This is a genomic window from Brevibacillus reuszeri (assembly GCF_002897295.1).
Classification (GTDB): Bacteria; Bacillota; Bacilli; order Brevibacillales; family Brevibacillaceae; genus Brevibacillus; species Brevibacillus reuszeri_A.
On sequence record NZ_BEXF01000038.1, the window covers coordinates 1 to 16,052 of the forward strand.

Annotated in this window: 17 protein-coding genes; all 17 read right to left on the minus strand. The window is 48.0% G+C overall.

Translation table 11 applies throughout. The annotated features are described in order from the left end of the window. Nucleotides 1–386: 386 nt before the first annotated feature. The 17 genes from lysS to C3B52_RS32435 all read right to left on the minus strand — a co-directional run bounded on the left by lysS (nt 387) and on the right by C3B52_RS32435 (nt 16,022). On the minus strand, nt 387–1,907 hold the full coding sequence (lysS, locus tag C3B52_RS32355) for a lysine--tRNA ligase (RefSeq protein ID WP_103110460.1): 1,521 nt from the start codon (nt 1,905–1,907) through the stop codon (nt 387–389). 103 nt (nt 1,908–2,010) lie between these two features. Then, nucleotides 2,011–2,487, minus strand: coding sequence for a transcription elongation factor GreA (gene greA, locus C3B52_RS32360; RefSeq protein ID WP_103110461.1), 477 nt, complete (start codon nt 2,485–2,487; stop codon nt 2,011–2,013). 218 nt (nt 2,488–2,705) lie between these two features. Then, entirely contained in the window at nt 2,706–3,734 is a 1,029-nt protein-coding gene (dusB, locus tag C3B52_RS32365; RefSeq protein WP_103110462.1) for a tRNA dihydrouridine synthase DusB, read from the minus strand. Nucleotides 3,735–3,802: 68 nt separating this feature from the next. Further along, a complete protein-coding gene (locus C3B52_RS32370) occupies nt 3,803–4,012 on the minus strand; it encodes a helix-turn-helix domain-containing protein (protein WP_103110463.1) in 210 nt (69 codons plus the stop codon). Next, complete coding sequence (gene folK, locus C3B52_RS32375; RefSeq protein ID WP_103110464.1) at nt 3,964–4,494, minus strand: 2-amino-4-hydroxy-6-hydroxymethyldihydropteridine diphosphokinase; 531 nt, start codon at nt 4,492–4,494, stop codon at nt 3,964–3,966. Before folK ends, C3B52_RS32370 begins: the two co-directional genes overlap by 49 nt. After that, on the minus strand, nt 4,491–4,862 hold the full coding sequence (gene folB, locus C3B52_RS32380; RefSeq protein WP_103110465.1) for a dihydroneopterin aldolase: 372 nt from the start codon (nt 4,860–4,862) through the stop codon (nt 4,491–4,493). Before folB ends, folK begins: the two co-directional genes overlap by 4 nt. After that, nucleotides 4,855–6,054 (minus strand): dihydropteroate synthase, encoded by a 1,200-nt coding sequence (folP, locus tag C3B52_RS32385; protein WP_103110466.1) that lies wholly within the window; start codon nt 6,052–6,054, stop codon nt 4,855–4,857. The genes folB and folP overlap by 8 nt, the downstream gene beginning before the upstream one ends. A gap of 51 nt (nt 6,055–6,105) precedes the next feature. Further along, nucleotides 6,106–6,951 carry an aminodeoxychorismate lyase gene (gene pabC / locus C3B52_RS32390; protein WP_103110467.1) on the minus strand — a complete coding sequence of 282 codons (846 nt, stop codon included), beginning with the start codon at nt 6,949–6,951 and terminating at the stop codon, nt 6,106–6,108. Between the two features lie 34 nt (nt 6,952–6,985). After that, nucleotides 6,986–7,720 (minus strand): twin-arginine translocase subunit TatC, encoded by a 735-nt coding sequence (gene tatC / locus C3B52_RS32395; protein WP_103110468.1) that lies wholly within the window; start codon nt 7,718–7,720, stop codon nt 6,986–6,988. A gap of 84 nt (nt 7,721–7,804) precedes the next feature. After that, entirely contained in the window at nt 7,805–8,044 is a 240-nt protein-coding gene (tatA, locus tag C3B52_RS32400) for a twin-arginine translocase TatA/TatE family subunit (RefSeq protein ID WP_103110469.1), read from the minus strand. Nucleotides 8,045–8,064: 20 nt separating this feature from the next. Continuing rightward, complete coding sequence (locus tag C3B52_RS32405) at nt 8,065–9,708, minus strand: PhoX family protein (protein ID WP_103110470.1); 1,644 nt, start codon at nt 9,706–9,708, stop codon at nt 8,065–8,067. Nucleotides 9,709–9,854: 146 nt separating this feature from the next. Beyond that, nucleotides 9,855–10,439, minus strand: a complete 585-nt coding sequence (gene pabA, locus C3B52_RS32410; protein ID WP_103110471.1) for an aminodeoxychorismate/anthranilate synthase component II — start codon at nt 10,437–10,439, stop codon at nt 9,855–9,857. Further along, complete coding sequence (locus C3B52_RS32415) at nt 10,440–11,957, minus strand: anthranilate synthase component I family protein (protein ID WP_103110472.1); 1,518 nt, start codon at nt 11,955–11,957, stop codon at nt 10,440–10,442. 119 nt (nt 11,958–12,076) lie between these two features. Beyond that, nucleotides 12,077–13,009, minus strand: coding sequence for a cysteine synthase A (gene cysK / locus C3B52_RS32420; RefSeq protein WP_103110473.1), 933 nt, complete (start codon nt 13,007–13,009; stop codon nt 12,077–12,079). Nucleotides 13,010–13,090: 81 nt separating this feature from the next. Beyond that, nucleotides 13,091–13,993 carry a peptidyl-prolyl cis-trans isomerase gene (locus C3B52_RS32425; RefSeq protein WP_103110474.1) on the minus strand — a complete coding sequence of 301 codons (903 nt, stop codon included), beginning with the start codon at nt 13,991–13,993 and terminating at the stop codon, nt 13,091–13,093. Nucleotides 13,994–14,034: 41 nt separating this feature from the next. Next, nucleotides 14,035–14,907 (minus strand): Hsp33 family molecular chaperone HslO, encoded by an 873-nt coding sequence (hslO, locus tag C3B52_RS32430; RefSeq protein ID WP_103110475.1) that lies wholly within the window; start codon nt 14,905–14,907, stop codon nt 14,035–14,037. 170 nt (nt 14,908–15,077) lie between these two features. Continuing rightward, complete coding sequence (locus C3B52_RS32435; RefSeq protein WP_103110503.1) at nt 15,078–16,022, minus strand: sigma-70 family RNA polymerase sigma factor; 945 nt, start codon at nt 16,020–16,022, stop codon at nt 15,078–15,080. Between the last annotated feature and the right edge of the window lie 30 nt (nt 16,023–16,052).

The following is a 16,052-nucleotide window of genomic DNA, read 5'->3' on the forward strand; positions in this document are numbered from 1 at the left end:
GCCGCCAGCGTTCGTCCTGAGCCAGGATCAAACTCTCCAATAAAGTTTGTTACTGGTTCAAAGCTGGCAAATCATTTAATGATAGACTCATTAACGCTTTCGCTGTTCAGTTTTCAAAGAGCATTTTCGCAACAACCTCTTTAGTATATCGGGTTGTCCAAGTCGTGTCAACAACTTTTTTCAAAGCTGTGTAACAGCGACTTCATCAATCTATCACATAACCAAGTAAAAAAGCAAGTGTTAATTTTTCATTCGGTTGTGATGGATGTATGCAATAAAGAAGAACAGGACTTACTATACCACCTAAAAGTTTTTAGTGCAAGTAAAAAATATTAGCCGCCTGAAATTCATTCAGACGGCTATCCATTATTGCTAGCTTTCTTAAATTAATCACGCGCACGCATATGCGGGAACAACAGGACATCGCGAATAGATGGAGAGTTGGTCAACAGCATCACCAAGCGGTCAATCCCGATCCCGAGTCCACCTGTAGGTGGCATACCGTATTCCAATGCCTCGATGAAATCGTCATCCATTTCATGCGCTTCATCATTTCCTGCTTCTTTTTCCAGCAGCTGGGCCTCAAAGCGCTCGCGCTGATCAATCGGATCGTTCAGCTCTGTGAATGCATTCGCATGTTCACGCGCCACGATAAACAACTCGAAACGGTCTGTAAAACGAGGGTCTTGATCGTTCTTTTTCGCCAATGGAGAAATTGCCACTGGATGACCGTATACAAACGTAGGCTGAATCAGCGTATCTTCCAGCTTTTGTTCAAAGAATTCGTTGACGACGTGACCAAAGGTATGATGAGGCTCTACAGAAACCCCATGCTCTTTTGCCAGAGCGCGAGCTTCGTCATCGCTCATTTCCTTCCAGAAATCAACGCCAAGCTCGTCCTTGATCAAATCAACCATATGAACACGGCGCCATTTTGGTGTCAGATCGATTTCATTGCCTTGGTACTGAATTTTCATCGTACCCAGAACTTCTTGTGCGATATGGGCAATCAGCTCTTCTGTCAGCGTCATGATGTCCTGATAGTCCGCATAAGCCTCATACAGCTCGATCATCGTAAACTCAGGATTGTGTCGTGTGGAGATCCCTTCGTTACGATAAACACGGCCAATCTCATATACCTTTTCCAGACCGCCAACAATCAGACGTTTCAGATGCAGCTCAATGGCAATACGCATATACAACTGCATGTCCAACGCATTGTGATGCGTAATAAACGGACGAGCAGATGCCCCACCAGCGATTGCATGGAGTGTAGGCGTTTCAACCTCAAGATAGCCAAGGTTGTCCAAATAACGGCGCATCGAAGTCAAAATACGGCTGCGCGTAATGAATGTATCGCGAACCTCCGGGTTGACGATCAAATCTACATAGCGCTTGCGATAGCGCGTTTCAATATCTTTTAATCCATGATATTTTTCTGGCAACGGACGCAGAGACTTCGTCAGGTACGTTAATTCTTTTGCTTTTACACTGAGCTCGCCCGTTTTCGTTTTGAATACAACACCTTGAACACCAAGAAGGTCTCCGATGTCGCTCAACTCAAACACTTTGTGCGTATCCTCACCAATCGTATCCTGGCGCACATAAATCTGGATTTGACCAGAGCGGTCCAAAAGCTGTGCAAAGCTCGCTTTCCCCATTGCACGCTTAGCCATCAAACGGCCAGCGATCGTGACCACGTTTTCTTCTGCTTCCAACTCTTCTTTGGACTTATCAGCAAAAGCTTTCACAATATCAGCAGCATGGTGAGTCTGCTCGAATTTTTTCCCGAATGGATCAAAGCCCCACTCGCGAATTTGGTTCATTTTATCATGACGCACTTGCAGCAGCTCGTGAAGCCCTTCTTGCTGCTGTTCTTCTTGTTGCAAATCTTGCTCGTTAGACATTGTATTCACTCCTCTAAAAAATACCTGCTTTAGCAACATTGTACAATGCGAATAAATAGCGATGCGGCGTACCTTTTTAAAAGGTACGCCACTAGGCTACTACTTACAAGTTAATGTCAAGAATCTCATACTGGATAGTACCCGCTGGAACGTTTACATCAACAACTGCGCCTTTTGCTTTACCCAAAAGCGCTTGACCTACAGGTGACTCGTTGGAGATTTTGTTGTTCATTGGATCGGATTCTGCAGATCCTACGATCGTGTAATCAACCACATCTCCGAACTCCAGATCTTTCAGACGAACTCTGGAGCCTACACTTACAACTCCGGTGTCTACATCATCATTGGTGATGATACGAGCATTGCGGAGCATTTTTTCGAGAGTCAGAATACGGCCTTCAATGAACGCTTGCTCATTTTTTGCTTCTTCGTACTCAGAGTTCTCGCTAATATCACCAAAGCTGATCGCTTCTTTAATTCGAGCTGCTACTTCCTTGCGTTTAACCGTTTTCAAATCTTCGAGCTCTTGTTCGAGTCTCGTTAAACCTTCTGGTGTAAGGATGACTTCTTTTTCAGACATGATTCAATTCCCCCGTTTTAAAAAAATGATTCCATTTGTACTGGGTAAAGTACAAAGGATTATATGTAGTTGTTCTATACAATATACAGCCAAAGCACAATAGTTGTGAGGATCAAAGGTAAAGCTGCCAGGATGGACTGGCAGCTTGACTCCCAATATTACGGAGTATTATAGGATATGAAGGAACCCTTGTCAATGTCTGGAATGCGTATCCAAATCTAGTAGCTAACCGCCTCGTTCTGTGCGGTTTCCACGGGTTCTTCACTGTCATCTGCGTAGTTTTCTACCCAGTCGACATAGTCTAACAGCGTGCGACGAAGCTCCTCTTCGGTTTCGACAGCATTTACCAAATTCTTCGTCTGGGTAGCGCCTCGCAGTCCCTTTAAATACCAGGCTGCATGCTTGCGCATTTCAAGAACACCTACTCGTGGCCCTTTTAATGCAATCAAGCGCTCCGCATGCAGAAGACAGATTTCCATTTTTTCGCGAACGGATGGTTCTGAAACTAGCTCACCAGTCGTCAAATACTGAATGGTGCGATACAGCATCCACGGATTTCCTAGTGCTGCGCGTCCAATCATAACTCCGTCGCAGCCGGTTGTATCCAGCATGCGGCGGGCATCTTCTGGTGTAGCAACATCGCCGTTACCAATTACCGGAATGGAAACAGCTTCTTTGACTTTACCGATCCAGCTCCAGTCTGCATGACCTTTGTACATTTGGACACGAGTACGTCCGTGTACAGCAATCGCACTGCCACCTGCACGTTCTACCGCGCGAGCATTATCGAGGACATACAAGTGCTCCTCGTCCCAGCCCAGTCTCATTTTCACTGTGACCGGCTTATCCACTGCGTCAACAACTGCAGAGACTACTTCATAAATTTTATCCGGATCCAGCAGCAAACGCGCCCCTGCATCACAGCTCGTAATTTTTGGAACAGGACAGCCCATGTTGATATCAATGATATCCGCATTCGTATTCTGGTCTACATATTTCGCCGCGCCGACTAACGTTTCCTTGTCGCCACCAAAAATCTGCAAGCTCAGCGGTTTTTCGCGCTCATCGACAAAAAGCATATCCAGTGTCTTTTTATTTCCGTGCATGATGGCCTTATCACTAACCATTTCCGCACATACCAGTCCTGTGCCAAACTCCTTGGCAATCAGACGAAAGGCTGGATTACATACTCCGGCCATAGGCGCAAGTACCACGTTATTTTTTAACTCAACATTTCCAATTTTCATCTATATAGACCTCCTTTTTCCCGTTATACAAGCGGGTTCTTGGAGAGGACAGACCTTTCCAAAAGTCATTATTTATTTATAGCACATAATTCGTCGTAGTCGACCTGTAAAGTGCTGGCGATCTTGCGTAACACAGGTTCGGTAGGCATTCTGGTTCCACGTTCAAGTGAACCGACAAAAGACAGTGACACACCCATCTTTTCCGAAAAGGACTGTTGTGTATACCCTTTTAGCTTTCGGAACGATCTGATTCGATTTCCCAATTGACTGTTCCCCACTCACGTACCCCCTTGTGATCCTCGACCAATAAAGAAAGATAGTGTTCAATCGTATGGTTGTACTCAGGCAGAGCCCCGCCCTCCCATACATCGCGCAATGGTACCAGCACAAATGCCCGCTGGCTGATGCCTGGATGCGGGATTACGAGATGCTCCTCTGATATGCGGGACTGACCGTACAATAACAGATCAATATCAATCGTACGCGGTCCCCAACGAATCGTGCGCACACGACCAAGCTCCCGCTCCACCGCCAGAGCTGTATGTAGCAGCTCATCTGGAGACAGAGAGGTTTCAATAGCAATAGCCATATTCAGAAAAGCCTCCTGCTCCACGTTACCAAAAGGCTCCGTTTCGTAAACAGAGGAAACCCGTAGGATGCGGATGCCTGGTTGATCGTTTAGTTTTTTCAACGCCTGGCGTAGAGTCTCGGCACGATCTCCCAGATTGGAACCAAGAGCGATATACGCACAGACTGTCATAAAGCAAAATCCTCTCTTTTGCGTATCATCTCGATCGCTACACCTTCATAGTGACCCTTGATAGGTGGATTCGGCTTGGTTACCTTCACTTTTACTTCGACCAGTGGAAACTGCGTGAGCAGCTGCTGAGCAACTTCTGTGGTCAGCCTTTCCACAAGGTTGTAGCGTTCACCCTCTACAACCCTTTGCACACAGGTAAAAATCTCTGCGTAATTCACTGTATCATGTAGATCGTCACTTGCCCCCGCGCGAGATAAATCGATGGACAGCTCGAGATCGACCATAAAACGTTGTCCCAGCTCTGCTTCTGCACCATACACCCCGTGGAAACCATAAAATGACATACCGCTGAAGAAGATTTTATCCAACGGGAATGCCCCCCTTTAACATTGCGTCCATCATCTTGGTAACGCGCTTCATTTCCTTTACATCATGCACCCGGACCATGTGACAGCCTTTCGCCACACCAAGCGCGACTGTCGCTGCTGTTCCTTCCACTCGCTCTTCAACAGGAAGGTCAAGCACATGTCCGATCATTCTTTTTCGGGAGGTAGCAAGCAAGACGGGATAACCCAAGGCAACCAGATCATCGAGACGTCGCATCGTTTCTAAATTCTGATCCACAGACTTCACAAACCCGATTCCCGGATCGAGAATAATCTGCTCTTGTTTGACACCTGCATCCAAAGCGATCTGCACCGACTCTCGCAAATCCTTTACATAATCTACAAAGAAATCATGGTAGTCCGTGTTTGTACGATTATGCATCAAAATAATGGGTACACCATGGCGAGCAGCAACCCCAGCCATCTGCGGATCGCGCTTGGCTCCCCATACATCATTGATAATGTGCGCTCCTGCCGCTAGCGCCCGATCTGCGACTGCCGCTTTATACGTATCAATCGAGAGCGGAACGGCTAGCTCCTCGGACAATAAACGGATAATCGGCAATACCCGGTCAAGCTCCTGTGCTTCATCTACCGGTTCCGCTCCTGGGCGTGTTGACTCCCCGCCAATGTCGATGATGTCAGCGCCCGCCTCCACCATGGCACGGGCTTGTGCCAACGCCTGGTCTAAATCAACAAAGCGTCCTCCGTCTGAAAAGGAATCCGGTGTCACATTCAATATCCCCATGACCAACGTCCGCTCGCCAAGCGGCAATACGTGACGTCCACAAACCAATTCTCGTCGATTGCGCAGCTGTGCAGGTCTAGCCAAAATCTCCCGTACCTCTGCCGCTGCAGCACTCAATCCTGGCGACTTGCCCACAACACGCTGTAGTGTCAGCTCCAGCTGCTTTTGCCCAGCAAGAAGAAGGACATAAACGGCCTCCTCCTTCACAGGATCAGCCGAGATGACAGCCTCTCCTCCGGCAGACAGCATGTCCTCCCGCAAAAGAAGGGCATCTGACATAGACAAATTCTGTACATGAATCATCAAGCCTGCTTCCCAGTCAGCAGCTAATCGCTCGCATTCAGGAGAAGCAATGCCCCTTTTTGACAGCTCCGACACCACTTCCGCATGTGTAGTCGCGTGGATTCGGAATGGATTGTACTTCATAGCCTTACTCCCTTTTCCGTCTTAGCATGTTGATTAGTAGCATACCATAATTTACGCTTCCATCGCTATAGAATGACGGTACGCGCGGTGCAGTTCACGAGTGAATTTTCCGTAGACAGAAAGGGCCGCGTGACCATCGATTTCGCTTGCCGGAACGATCTCTTGGACCGAATTCGTTACAAAGATTTCATCTGCCTGAAGCAATTCTTCCCGCTGGAATCGTCCTTCGACAATAGGGATGGATAATTGCTTGGCTAGCATCATGACGTGCTGGCGAGTCACTCCATCCAAAATGCCCGTGTCCACAGAAGGGGTAAACAGGATCCCATCCTTTATCCAAAACAGATTGCTCACAATTCCTTCCGCCAAATAGCCGTCATGCGTCAAAAACAAGCCCTCTACATCAGGCTTTGCGCCAATTTCCTGTTTGGCCAAAGCATTATTGAGGTAGTTGTGTGATTTGAAGCGCGTCAGCCCTTCTGCTGTCTGACGGGCCAAGGATAGTGTCTGCAGCTTTTTGGACTGAGGTGGATCGGCTAATGCTGCAACTGGTTTGGCAAACACAAATAAAGAGGGTTGTTCGTAACCATCAGTGACCAACCCAACTCCCTCCGCGCCAGCTGTCACGCTCAAGCGCACATACGCATCACGCAAGTCGTTGGCATCTACCGTACGCAGAATTACTTGTTCCAACTCGTCCTTTGACCAGGCAGGACGAATTTGCAACGCCAAAAGCCCGGAGCTCAGCCGGGCATAGTGCTCATTCCACAAAAACAATTTGCGGTCATACACACGCAAGGTTTCAAACAAACCGATCCCGTATAAAAATCCGTGGTCTAAAACAGAAACTGTCGCCTCTTGGGCAGGACAAATGGTTCCATTCACATATACGTGCATGTATGGTTCGCTCCCGATAATATTGTCGAGAGCATCATACCATATTTTCGGATGATAGCGCAGTTTCCCGAGTGCGTTTACTGTGTATGAAACGAGAGATGGAAATCGAAATTTCATACAAAATGATCAACGGCACGATGACCATGACGTCTGACAAAAAATCTGGTGGCGTGATGGTGATGGAGATGATCGACAGCACCAAATAAGCGGGCTTACGCATTTTCGCCAGTCGATGCGGGTTTAATATACCCAAATGACTGAGAAACAGAACCACAACAGGCAGCTCAAACAAGAGCCCAAAAGGCAGGCACAGGTTTAGCATAAAGGTAAAGTAATCGTTCGCCGTAATAACCAGCTCAAAATTGCCGTTCGAGAGTCCGAGGACAAAATGATACATCATCGGAAACAAAACAAAATAAGCAAACGAAAGCCCAAAAAGAAATAAAAGAAACAGCGCAGGGATATACATCAAAGCCACTTTGCGCTCTCGCTCCTCCAGTGCCGGAACAACAAAACGCCATGCCTGATAAGCCGCTACAGGAATCGTCAAGGCCAAGGCACCGACTCCAGACAATTTGATATAGATCGACAAAATATCTCCCGGACCGAGAATCGCCAGCTTTTCTCCCGAATGGTTGGCGAGTGCCTGATAAATGTGATCGACAAATAAAAAGCAAATTATCATACTGACTACAAGTGCCGACAAAATAATCAAAAGTCTGCGGCGCAGGTCCGTCAAATGCTCCAGAAAGGGCATTTCTTGATTCACATGATTTCCCCCCGAGTGAGCTGATAGAAGCCTAAAAGGAAAAGCGATGCGTTTCAAAGCGCACCGCCCTCCATCACAAACTGATTAGTTGACTCGTTTCAGCGCATCCTCGCTGCTAGTTACGGATAGATCAACGACTGGTTCCTTTTTAGGCTTGTCCTTGTCATCGTCGTCATCCTTGGTCAAATCTTTGGCGGCTGATTTGAATTCTGTCAGGGTACGTCCAAAAGCGCGACCGATCTCAGGCAGTTTACTTGGTCCAAAGATGACCAAAGCAATAATCAGGATCAAAATCAGACCAGGAATTCCAATGCTGGATAACATATTTTGCTACACTCCTTGTCCTAGAAACCAGTGATGGCAATCACACTCGGCATAGCTACTGAGCTTGCGCCTTTTGGCCAGTGGCTGGTCGGTTTGTCATACGACTTGAGGTTTTCACCTGGATGCTGAACCGATAAGAACAATGTTTTTTCATCAGGAGTAAACCAAGGACCCGTCATTTCCGAGCCAACTGGGCCAGAAGCGAATTGGGAAGCGATTCCTTTACTATTTCCCGTTGTAGGGATAAAGAATACACCGTTATTGCCAAAGGGCTTGAAAATGCCTGTGTTCGTAGAGGAAGAAGAAATATCGGTCACTACCCACAGATTTCCTGCGCTGTCAAAAGCCATATTGTCAGGAGCAGCGAAGCCACTTTGCGGACCGCCTGCTGCAAAAATTTCAAACGTAAACTCCAGACCAGCGTGATTGTTGTCATTTTCAAACAGACGAACGATTTGACCGTAGAAATTGCCATGCTTGTCGTTGTTCGTCAGAGCGATAAAGATTGAGCCATCAATCGGATGAACTTCCAGGTCTTCAGGACGGTCCATCGGTGTTGCGCCTACTGCTTTGGCAGCATCCCGGCAGTTCACCAATACGTCAGCTTGGGAAGTAAACAATGGTTTACCTTCACCGTTTACAGCTTTTTTCAAAGCGTCATTTGTTGTGTAATCCAGAGCAACCCATTTCCCTTTACCAAAGTTGGCAACGAACAGAGTCCCCTCTTCCAGCAGCTTGGAGTTATTTTTTCCGGCCTTTGGATCAAATTTGCCTTTTGACACGTATTTGTACACGTATTGGTCTTTGGCATCATCACCCATATAAACAACGAGCTGACCGGTTGGTGCGAGTACCATAGCTGTGTTTTCATGTGAGAAGCGTCCCAGTGCAGTATGCTTTTTTGGTGTGGATTTCGGATCGAATGGATCTACCTCAATTACCCAGCCGTAATGATTCGCATCCGGCAGCTTGCAATCGCCCACTACATCCATGTAGTTCTCTTCACAGGACAGAACGGTGTTCCAGAACGTAACCCCGCCAGAGCAGTTTGCAAACGTACCAATTACTTCTTTGCCGACAGATGCTGCAGGTCCAGTCAAAGCATGCTTCGTTAAACCACTCACACGACGACCATATTTGGAATCGCTTACGAGCTTCCAGCTGCCGTTTTCTTTTTTAATTTCGATAATGGAGCCACCCAAAGCGTACAAATATTTCTCAATTTGTGCAGGTGTGCGTTTGTTATCGTCCGGGTTTGCATTCAGCGTGTCATAGCCAGTGACGTAATATTCCAACTCACCCAAATATTCGTGATTCACCCACAAGAGGCCGTGATTTGGGTTCCCGTCGATCGGCAGAAAACAGGTGAAATCGTTGTTAAAACCAAAGGTATCACCCGCTGCGTTAATTTTATCGCCATAAGATGCAACTACATCGTATTTGAAGCCTTCTGGAAGGACCACATCATCTTTCGTCGTTGGATGAATTTCTTTAAATTTCGGATTGAAATTATGCTTTTTCGTATCCAGTCCAAACAGGTGATCAGCTGTTTTTCCTGAGAGAGCGCTACCTGCTGCCAGTGCAGGGATTCCGGTAGCTACTGAAGCCAGTGCCGCTGTACCTGCTCCTAGATAAGTTAAAAACTGACGACGATTTACATCCATTCCCATATCGCTCCTTTTTTCTGCTGCTTTCCTCTAATTGTACGAGCGTTATATCTAGGCTGGATTAATCCTATATAAAGAGTGTGTAAACAAAACGGTATAACAAAAATACCGCCCTGTAAAAGGCGGTATCTATCATCTATTCGTTATCCTGTCGTATGACGCGCGTAGGTGGTCAGGAAGTTTTTCAGCAGCTGCTTGCCATGCTGGGTAATGATCGATTCCGGATGGAACTGAACGCCCTCAATCGGGTATTCACGGTGACGAACTGCCATGATCTCGCCTTCAGCTGTTCGCGCCGTTACTTCCAATACACTCGGCATCGAAGCTTCCTCGACAATCAGGGAGTGATAGCGTGCTGCCGTAAACGGAGACGGAATCCCTTGGAAAATCGTTTTTCCATCATGCAGAACTTCGGAGGTCTTACCATGCATCAAGCGCTCTGCACGAATGACTTTGCCACCAAATACTTGACCAATGGACTGATGTCCCAGGCAAACTCCCATAATCGGAATTTTTCCGGCAAAATGACGAATCGCGTCCATGCTGATTCCTGCCTCGTTTGGCGTGCATGGTCCAGGCGAGATCATCAAATAGTCCGGAGCCAGCCGCTCAATCTCCTCAAGCGTGATTTTGTCATTGCGATGTACCTGCAGCTCTTCTCCCAGCTCACCCACGTATTGCACCAGGTTGTACGTAAACGAATCGTAATTATCAATCATCAAAATCATCTAACTCATCTCCTCTAGGCTCTTCTTACTCATACTCTGCTCACAAAGCTCAAGTGCTTTCCATAACGCTTCAGCCTTTTTCAATGACTCACGATACTCTGCCTCTGGCGTCGAATCAATCACGATACCTGCCCCTGCCTGCACATGGGCAACGCCATCCTTTACCACCATGGTTCGGATCGCGATGTTAACCTCTACATCGCCATTGAAGCCAAACCAACCGATCGACCCCGTGTACACACCACGCTTGACTGGCTCCAGCTCTTCGATGATTTCCATCGTGCGCACTTTGGGCGCCCCTGTAATCGTTCCCCCAGGAAATGCTGCTGCTACGGCGTCAAACGCATCCTTGTCGTCGGCAAGCTCTCCTTTGACATGGGAGACGATATGCATGACGTGGGAGTATTTCTCCACCACCATAAATTCGCTTACTTCGACACTGCCGAAGCGGCAAACTCGCCCCAAGTCATTTCGTTCCAGATCAACCAGCATAACATGCTCGGCGCGTTCCTTTTCATTATCGATCAGCTCACGTGCCAAAGCCTCGTCCTGGGCATCTGTTTGCCCGCGTGGACGGGTACCCGCAATCGGACGCGTATGCACCTCGCCACCCTTCACCTTTACCAACAGCTCGGGTGAAGCACTGACCAGCTGAAATTCAGGAAAGCTCACGTAACCCATATACGGAGAAGGATTCAGCTTGCGCAGGACTTCATACACTTCAGGAGGTGATACCTGCAATGGCTTGCTCTGCCGCACAGACAGATTCACCTGGAAAACGTCCCCTTGAGAGATGTACTCCTGCACACGGCGCACGGCTGCTTCGAACTGATCCTGGGCAAACGATACCTCTACCGGAGTCTCGTGTGATAACGGTCTTTTCCGCAGAGCTTCCCAATCGGTGTGATCCGTTTCCATCGCTAGTGAGGTTACCATATCCAAGCGTTTTTCGATACGTTCTGCAGTCTGCTGATAGGTCTCTTCAGTCAATCTATCAGCTGGCAAATGGGTCAGACAGATGATTTCTCGTGTCTCATGATCAAAGACAAGAAGGTCTTGCATCATCATAACATACAGGTCAGGCAACTGTAAGTCGTCTGTCGCCATCTGCGGCAGGGTTGGTTCAAAAAACCGGTTCATGTCATAGCTCATGTATCCTACTGCGCCTCCAGAAAAATCAGGCATTTCTGGAATAACGGGTGATTTGTACCGGGCTAGAAGGCTCCGCAATGCATCCAGCGGATTTTCTGCCAAAAGGCTCTCTATACGACCGTCAGCATACACGACCACGTTTTCTCCCTGCCCACTACGCAAGGTTGCGATTGGCTGATAGCCCAAAAACGTATACCGGCCCGCTCGTCCACTTTCCAACAGGACAGCATCTTGCAGGGATGGCTGCAAAGCTTTCAATACTTGCCATGGATCTACACGAGATGCCCATTTACCACGAACAGCTAGCGGGATTAACGAAAAGGTATTGGCGTAGTTCTGGCAATCTGCATAACTAGGGAATGGCACTCCTGTTCACGCTCCGGTCTTTTACATAGTATTATCCGTTCATTATATAGGCGGCCTATATGAATGAAAAGACCACGGTGCATAAAAAGGCACACCGTGGTCTCGTAACTTTTTGCCAATTAGTCTTCGAATTGATAGAGCGGAGTGGACAGGTAGCGTTCGCCATTGGATGGAATGATCGCGATGACCTTTTTGCCCTTCCCGAGCTTAGCCGCTACTTGCAATGCAGCATGAATGGCTGCTCCAGAGGAGATACCGCCCAAGATGCCTTCCGTACGAGCAACGCGACGAGCTGTTTCAAAAGCATCCTCGTTCTCTACCTTGATAATTTCATCGTAGACACCCGTATCCAGAATTTGCGGAACGAAGCCCGCTCCGATCCCTTGAATTTTATGTGGTCCTGGTTTTCCGCCAGAGAGTACAGGGGAAGCCGCAGGCTCTACTGCTACGATGTGTACATTCGGGTATTGCTCGCGCAGCACTTGACCTACACCTGTAATTGTTCCACCGGTTCCGATCCCAGAAATAAACGCATCTACACCGCCGATTTCTTGTGCTTGCTCCAGCAGCTCACGCGCAGTCGTTTCACGGTGAATCGCAGGATTGGCGAGGTTATTAAACTGTTGTGGAATGAAATAGGTGCTGTCTTCTTTCGCCAGCTCTTCGGCTTTGCGAATCGCACCACCCATGCCCTCTGCTCCTGGTGTCAGAACCAGCTGTGCTCCATATGCACGCAACAGATTGCGACGCTCAATACTCATCGTCTCTGGCATAACCAAAATCGATTTGTAGCCTTTTGCAGCCGCAACCATAGCAAGACCAATCCCGGTATTTCCGCTCGTAGGTTCAATAATTGTATCACCGGGTTTTAGACTTCCATCTGCTTCTGCTGCCTCGATCATGGCGAGTGCGATACGGTCTTTTACACTGCTTCCTGGGTTGAAAAACTCCAGCTTCAAATAAATGTCTGCACTATCTTCGGTGACAACACGGTTCAGCTTCACTAATGGTGTGTATCCAATCAAATCAGTAATGGAATTAGCCACGCGCATATGTCCTGCCCCCTCATTTTTAATAGCCGAGTAAAACGCTAGGATTTATAGTTTTAATTATATCAACGGTTGCCCATTTGGTCAATGAGGCATTTGCCCAGAAATCTGAACACCTACTGACTTTCGCAGCTGCTCCAGAATGGTATCCAGGGACTCTACCTGTGCATAGGCCACCTCGCGCCGCAGCTCCTCTTTGATCTCCTCAAAGGATCGCTTCTCGGCATCCCTTTTTTCTGCGATGCGGTAGATCGCATATTGATCTCCGACTTTTACGACAGCGCTGTTTTTATTCGTTCCCAAATCAGCGATTACCGTTTTTGCCTCATCCGGCAAGCGGGAAGCGTTTAGCGAAATCCACCCCATGTCTCCTCCATTGGAAGCCGTCAAATTATCAATGGAGCGTTCCTTGGCGAGTGTTTCAAAATTGGCTCCCTGCGAAAGCTCTGCCGACACTTGTCCTGCTTCCTTCTGTGATGCGACTACGATTTGATACAGATGCACCTGCATAGGCCTAGCGTAGCGATCCGGGTTGTTGTTGTAAATCGTCAGCAATTCATCGTCCTTGACGATAATGTCTTTCGTTGCAAGCGCTTGCAGCAACAGTTGATATGTAATTTCCTGCTTCAACGCTTCCACACTCGTTCCCGCCTGCTTAACCAGTGCTTCCGCAAATTCACTATCCGTTTGACTTCCATAGCTTTCTTTAATTTGAGCCACTTCTTTATCCAGCTGCTTTTGATCAACGGTAATCCCTAAACGCTTGGCTTCCTGAAAAACGACTTCACGATTAATCATGTCATCCAGCACCTCTTTGCCGAACTTTTGCTTGAGTGCAGCTACATACGCTGCTTCACTAATCGTCTTGTCTCCTACAACCGCGGCAGACTGAAGCTTGCCGGACGACTGGTAATAGCCCCATGTCACGGCAAGCAACAGCAAAACGAGTGCTCCAATGAATGCCCACAACCCTTTGACGTTGGTCATGCCACCCTCTCCTCGCCCTCAAACCACGCTTACTTATGATGTTACATTTCTTTCAAGATGTCTATGAGCGCAGCTTCGTCATAATAATAGCGTTCATTACAGAAATGGCAGTGTACTTCTGCCTCACCTTGCTCATCGATCATACTTTGCATTTCCTCGCGTCCCAAGCTGATGAGTGCTTGGGTCACTTTTTCCTCCGAGCATTTACAGTGAAATTTGATTTCGGTGCGACTGAGATATTTCGGCTCATCTAACACTCTCGCCAAAATTTCTTCTGGTGTCAGCCCTTCTCCAATCATGCGCGATACTTGTGGCAATTGGCTCAAGCGCTCCTCAATCTGTGCTACCACTTCATCTGGCGTAAAAGGCATCAGCTGCAAAATAAAGCCGCCTGCAGCAAGTACCGACCGATCCTCCGGGTTTACGAGCACACCTACACCGACCGCGGATGGAGTCTGTTCGGACGTGACGAAATAATACGTGAAGTCCTCTCCGATTTCTCCAGAAACGATCGGGGAGCTGCCTTGGTACGGCTCCTTCAACCCAAGATCCTTGGTCACGTAGACGAACCCTTCTGTTCCCACTGCACGTGCTACATCCAGCTTGCCTTTGTCATTGAGCTCAAAGTGAATGTGCGGCTCAGTAACATAAGCGACCCCTTCGCCATCTGCATTGGCTTCTGCCACGATCTGCCCGATTGGGCCATTCCCTTTAACTTTGACATTGATGCTTTCGTTTCCTTTTAACATAGCTCCCATCATTAACGACACGGTCAATGTACGGCCAGCTGCCGCAGTTGCTGTATTCCACATATCGTGACGTCGACGGATTTCCTCTACAATATCTGTCGTACGTGCCGCAAAAGCGCGGACATGTCCGTTAAAGCCTGTTGCTCTTATTAAATAATCGCTCATGTAGCGATCCTCCTTTTGGCATGAAAAAATTCTGAAGCTGCTTGTAACAGTGTACCACAACAAACGGTGGCTACGCTTCTGCCCCCGCGCTTCCCAAACACTTCTATTCCTACGTGCCAATCCGCGCAAAAAAACCCCCTCTGCAATTGAGAGGGGGTGCGTCGTAATCGTTACTTTAAATACTCTTTTAATACTCGGGAAGCTTTTTGTGTACGCAGCCGATCAATCGTAGTAGCCTCGATCTGGCGGATACGCTCACGGGTAAGACCAAACATCTTGCCTACTTCCTCCAACGTGTAAACCTGATCATCATACAAACCATATCGCATGGAAATGATCTCTTGCGCTCGCGGACTCAATCGTTCCAAAGCAGCGCGCATCTGTGAGCGTAAATCGACTTTCTCGATCCAATCATCCAGGGATGACAAACCATCATCCATGATTTCCGCATAGCTGAGGTACTCATCGTCATGCCCAGCCATCCAGGCATCGTCATCTGGCTCTGCGTCGATAGACTCCATTTTCATCATCAAGGCGAGCTCAATCGCGTCGACCTTTTCCAATGGAATGTCCAGCAGTCCGGCAATCTCATGGCGATCTGGCGTACGGTTTAGTGCTTGTACAAGATGTAACACTTGTTTTTGGTACTGGCGAATCTGTTCATGCATGTGAACAGGGATACGTATCAAAGTCCCCTTGTCGTTGATCGCTCGCGTAATCGCTTGGGATATCCACCAATGCGAGTAATGATAGAGTCGAACACCACGGCCCACGTCAAACTTGTCAATTGCGGTAAACAAACCAATCGTGCCCTCCTGGATCAAATCCAGGAATGGCATACCTCTTTTCAGATGTCTCAAAGCCGTACTGACGACATAGCGCAAATAGGCTCTCACAAGAGTTTCGCGCGCATCCAGATCGCCATCCTTTTGATAGCGGACCAGGCACGCTAGCTCTTCTTCTTTGTCCAACATGGGTGTTGCAGCGACGCTTTCCAAAAACAGCAAGGCAGACGTGTCTGATCGTAGCGACCGGGGCACGGTAATTCCTAACTGAGCTTCTACTTCCCGCCAACGCCGGGGAGTAGAATGGAATGAGGAGGTACTCAAAGTCATATGCAACCCTCACTTCTCCTGGAATGGAAG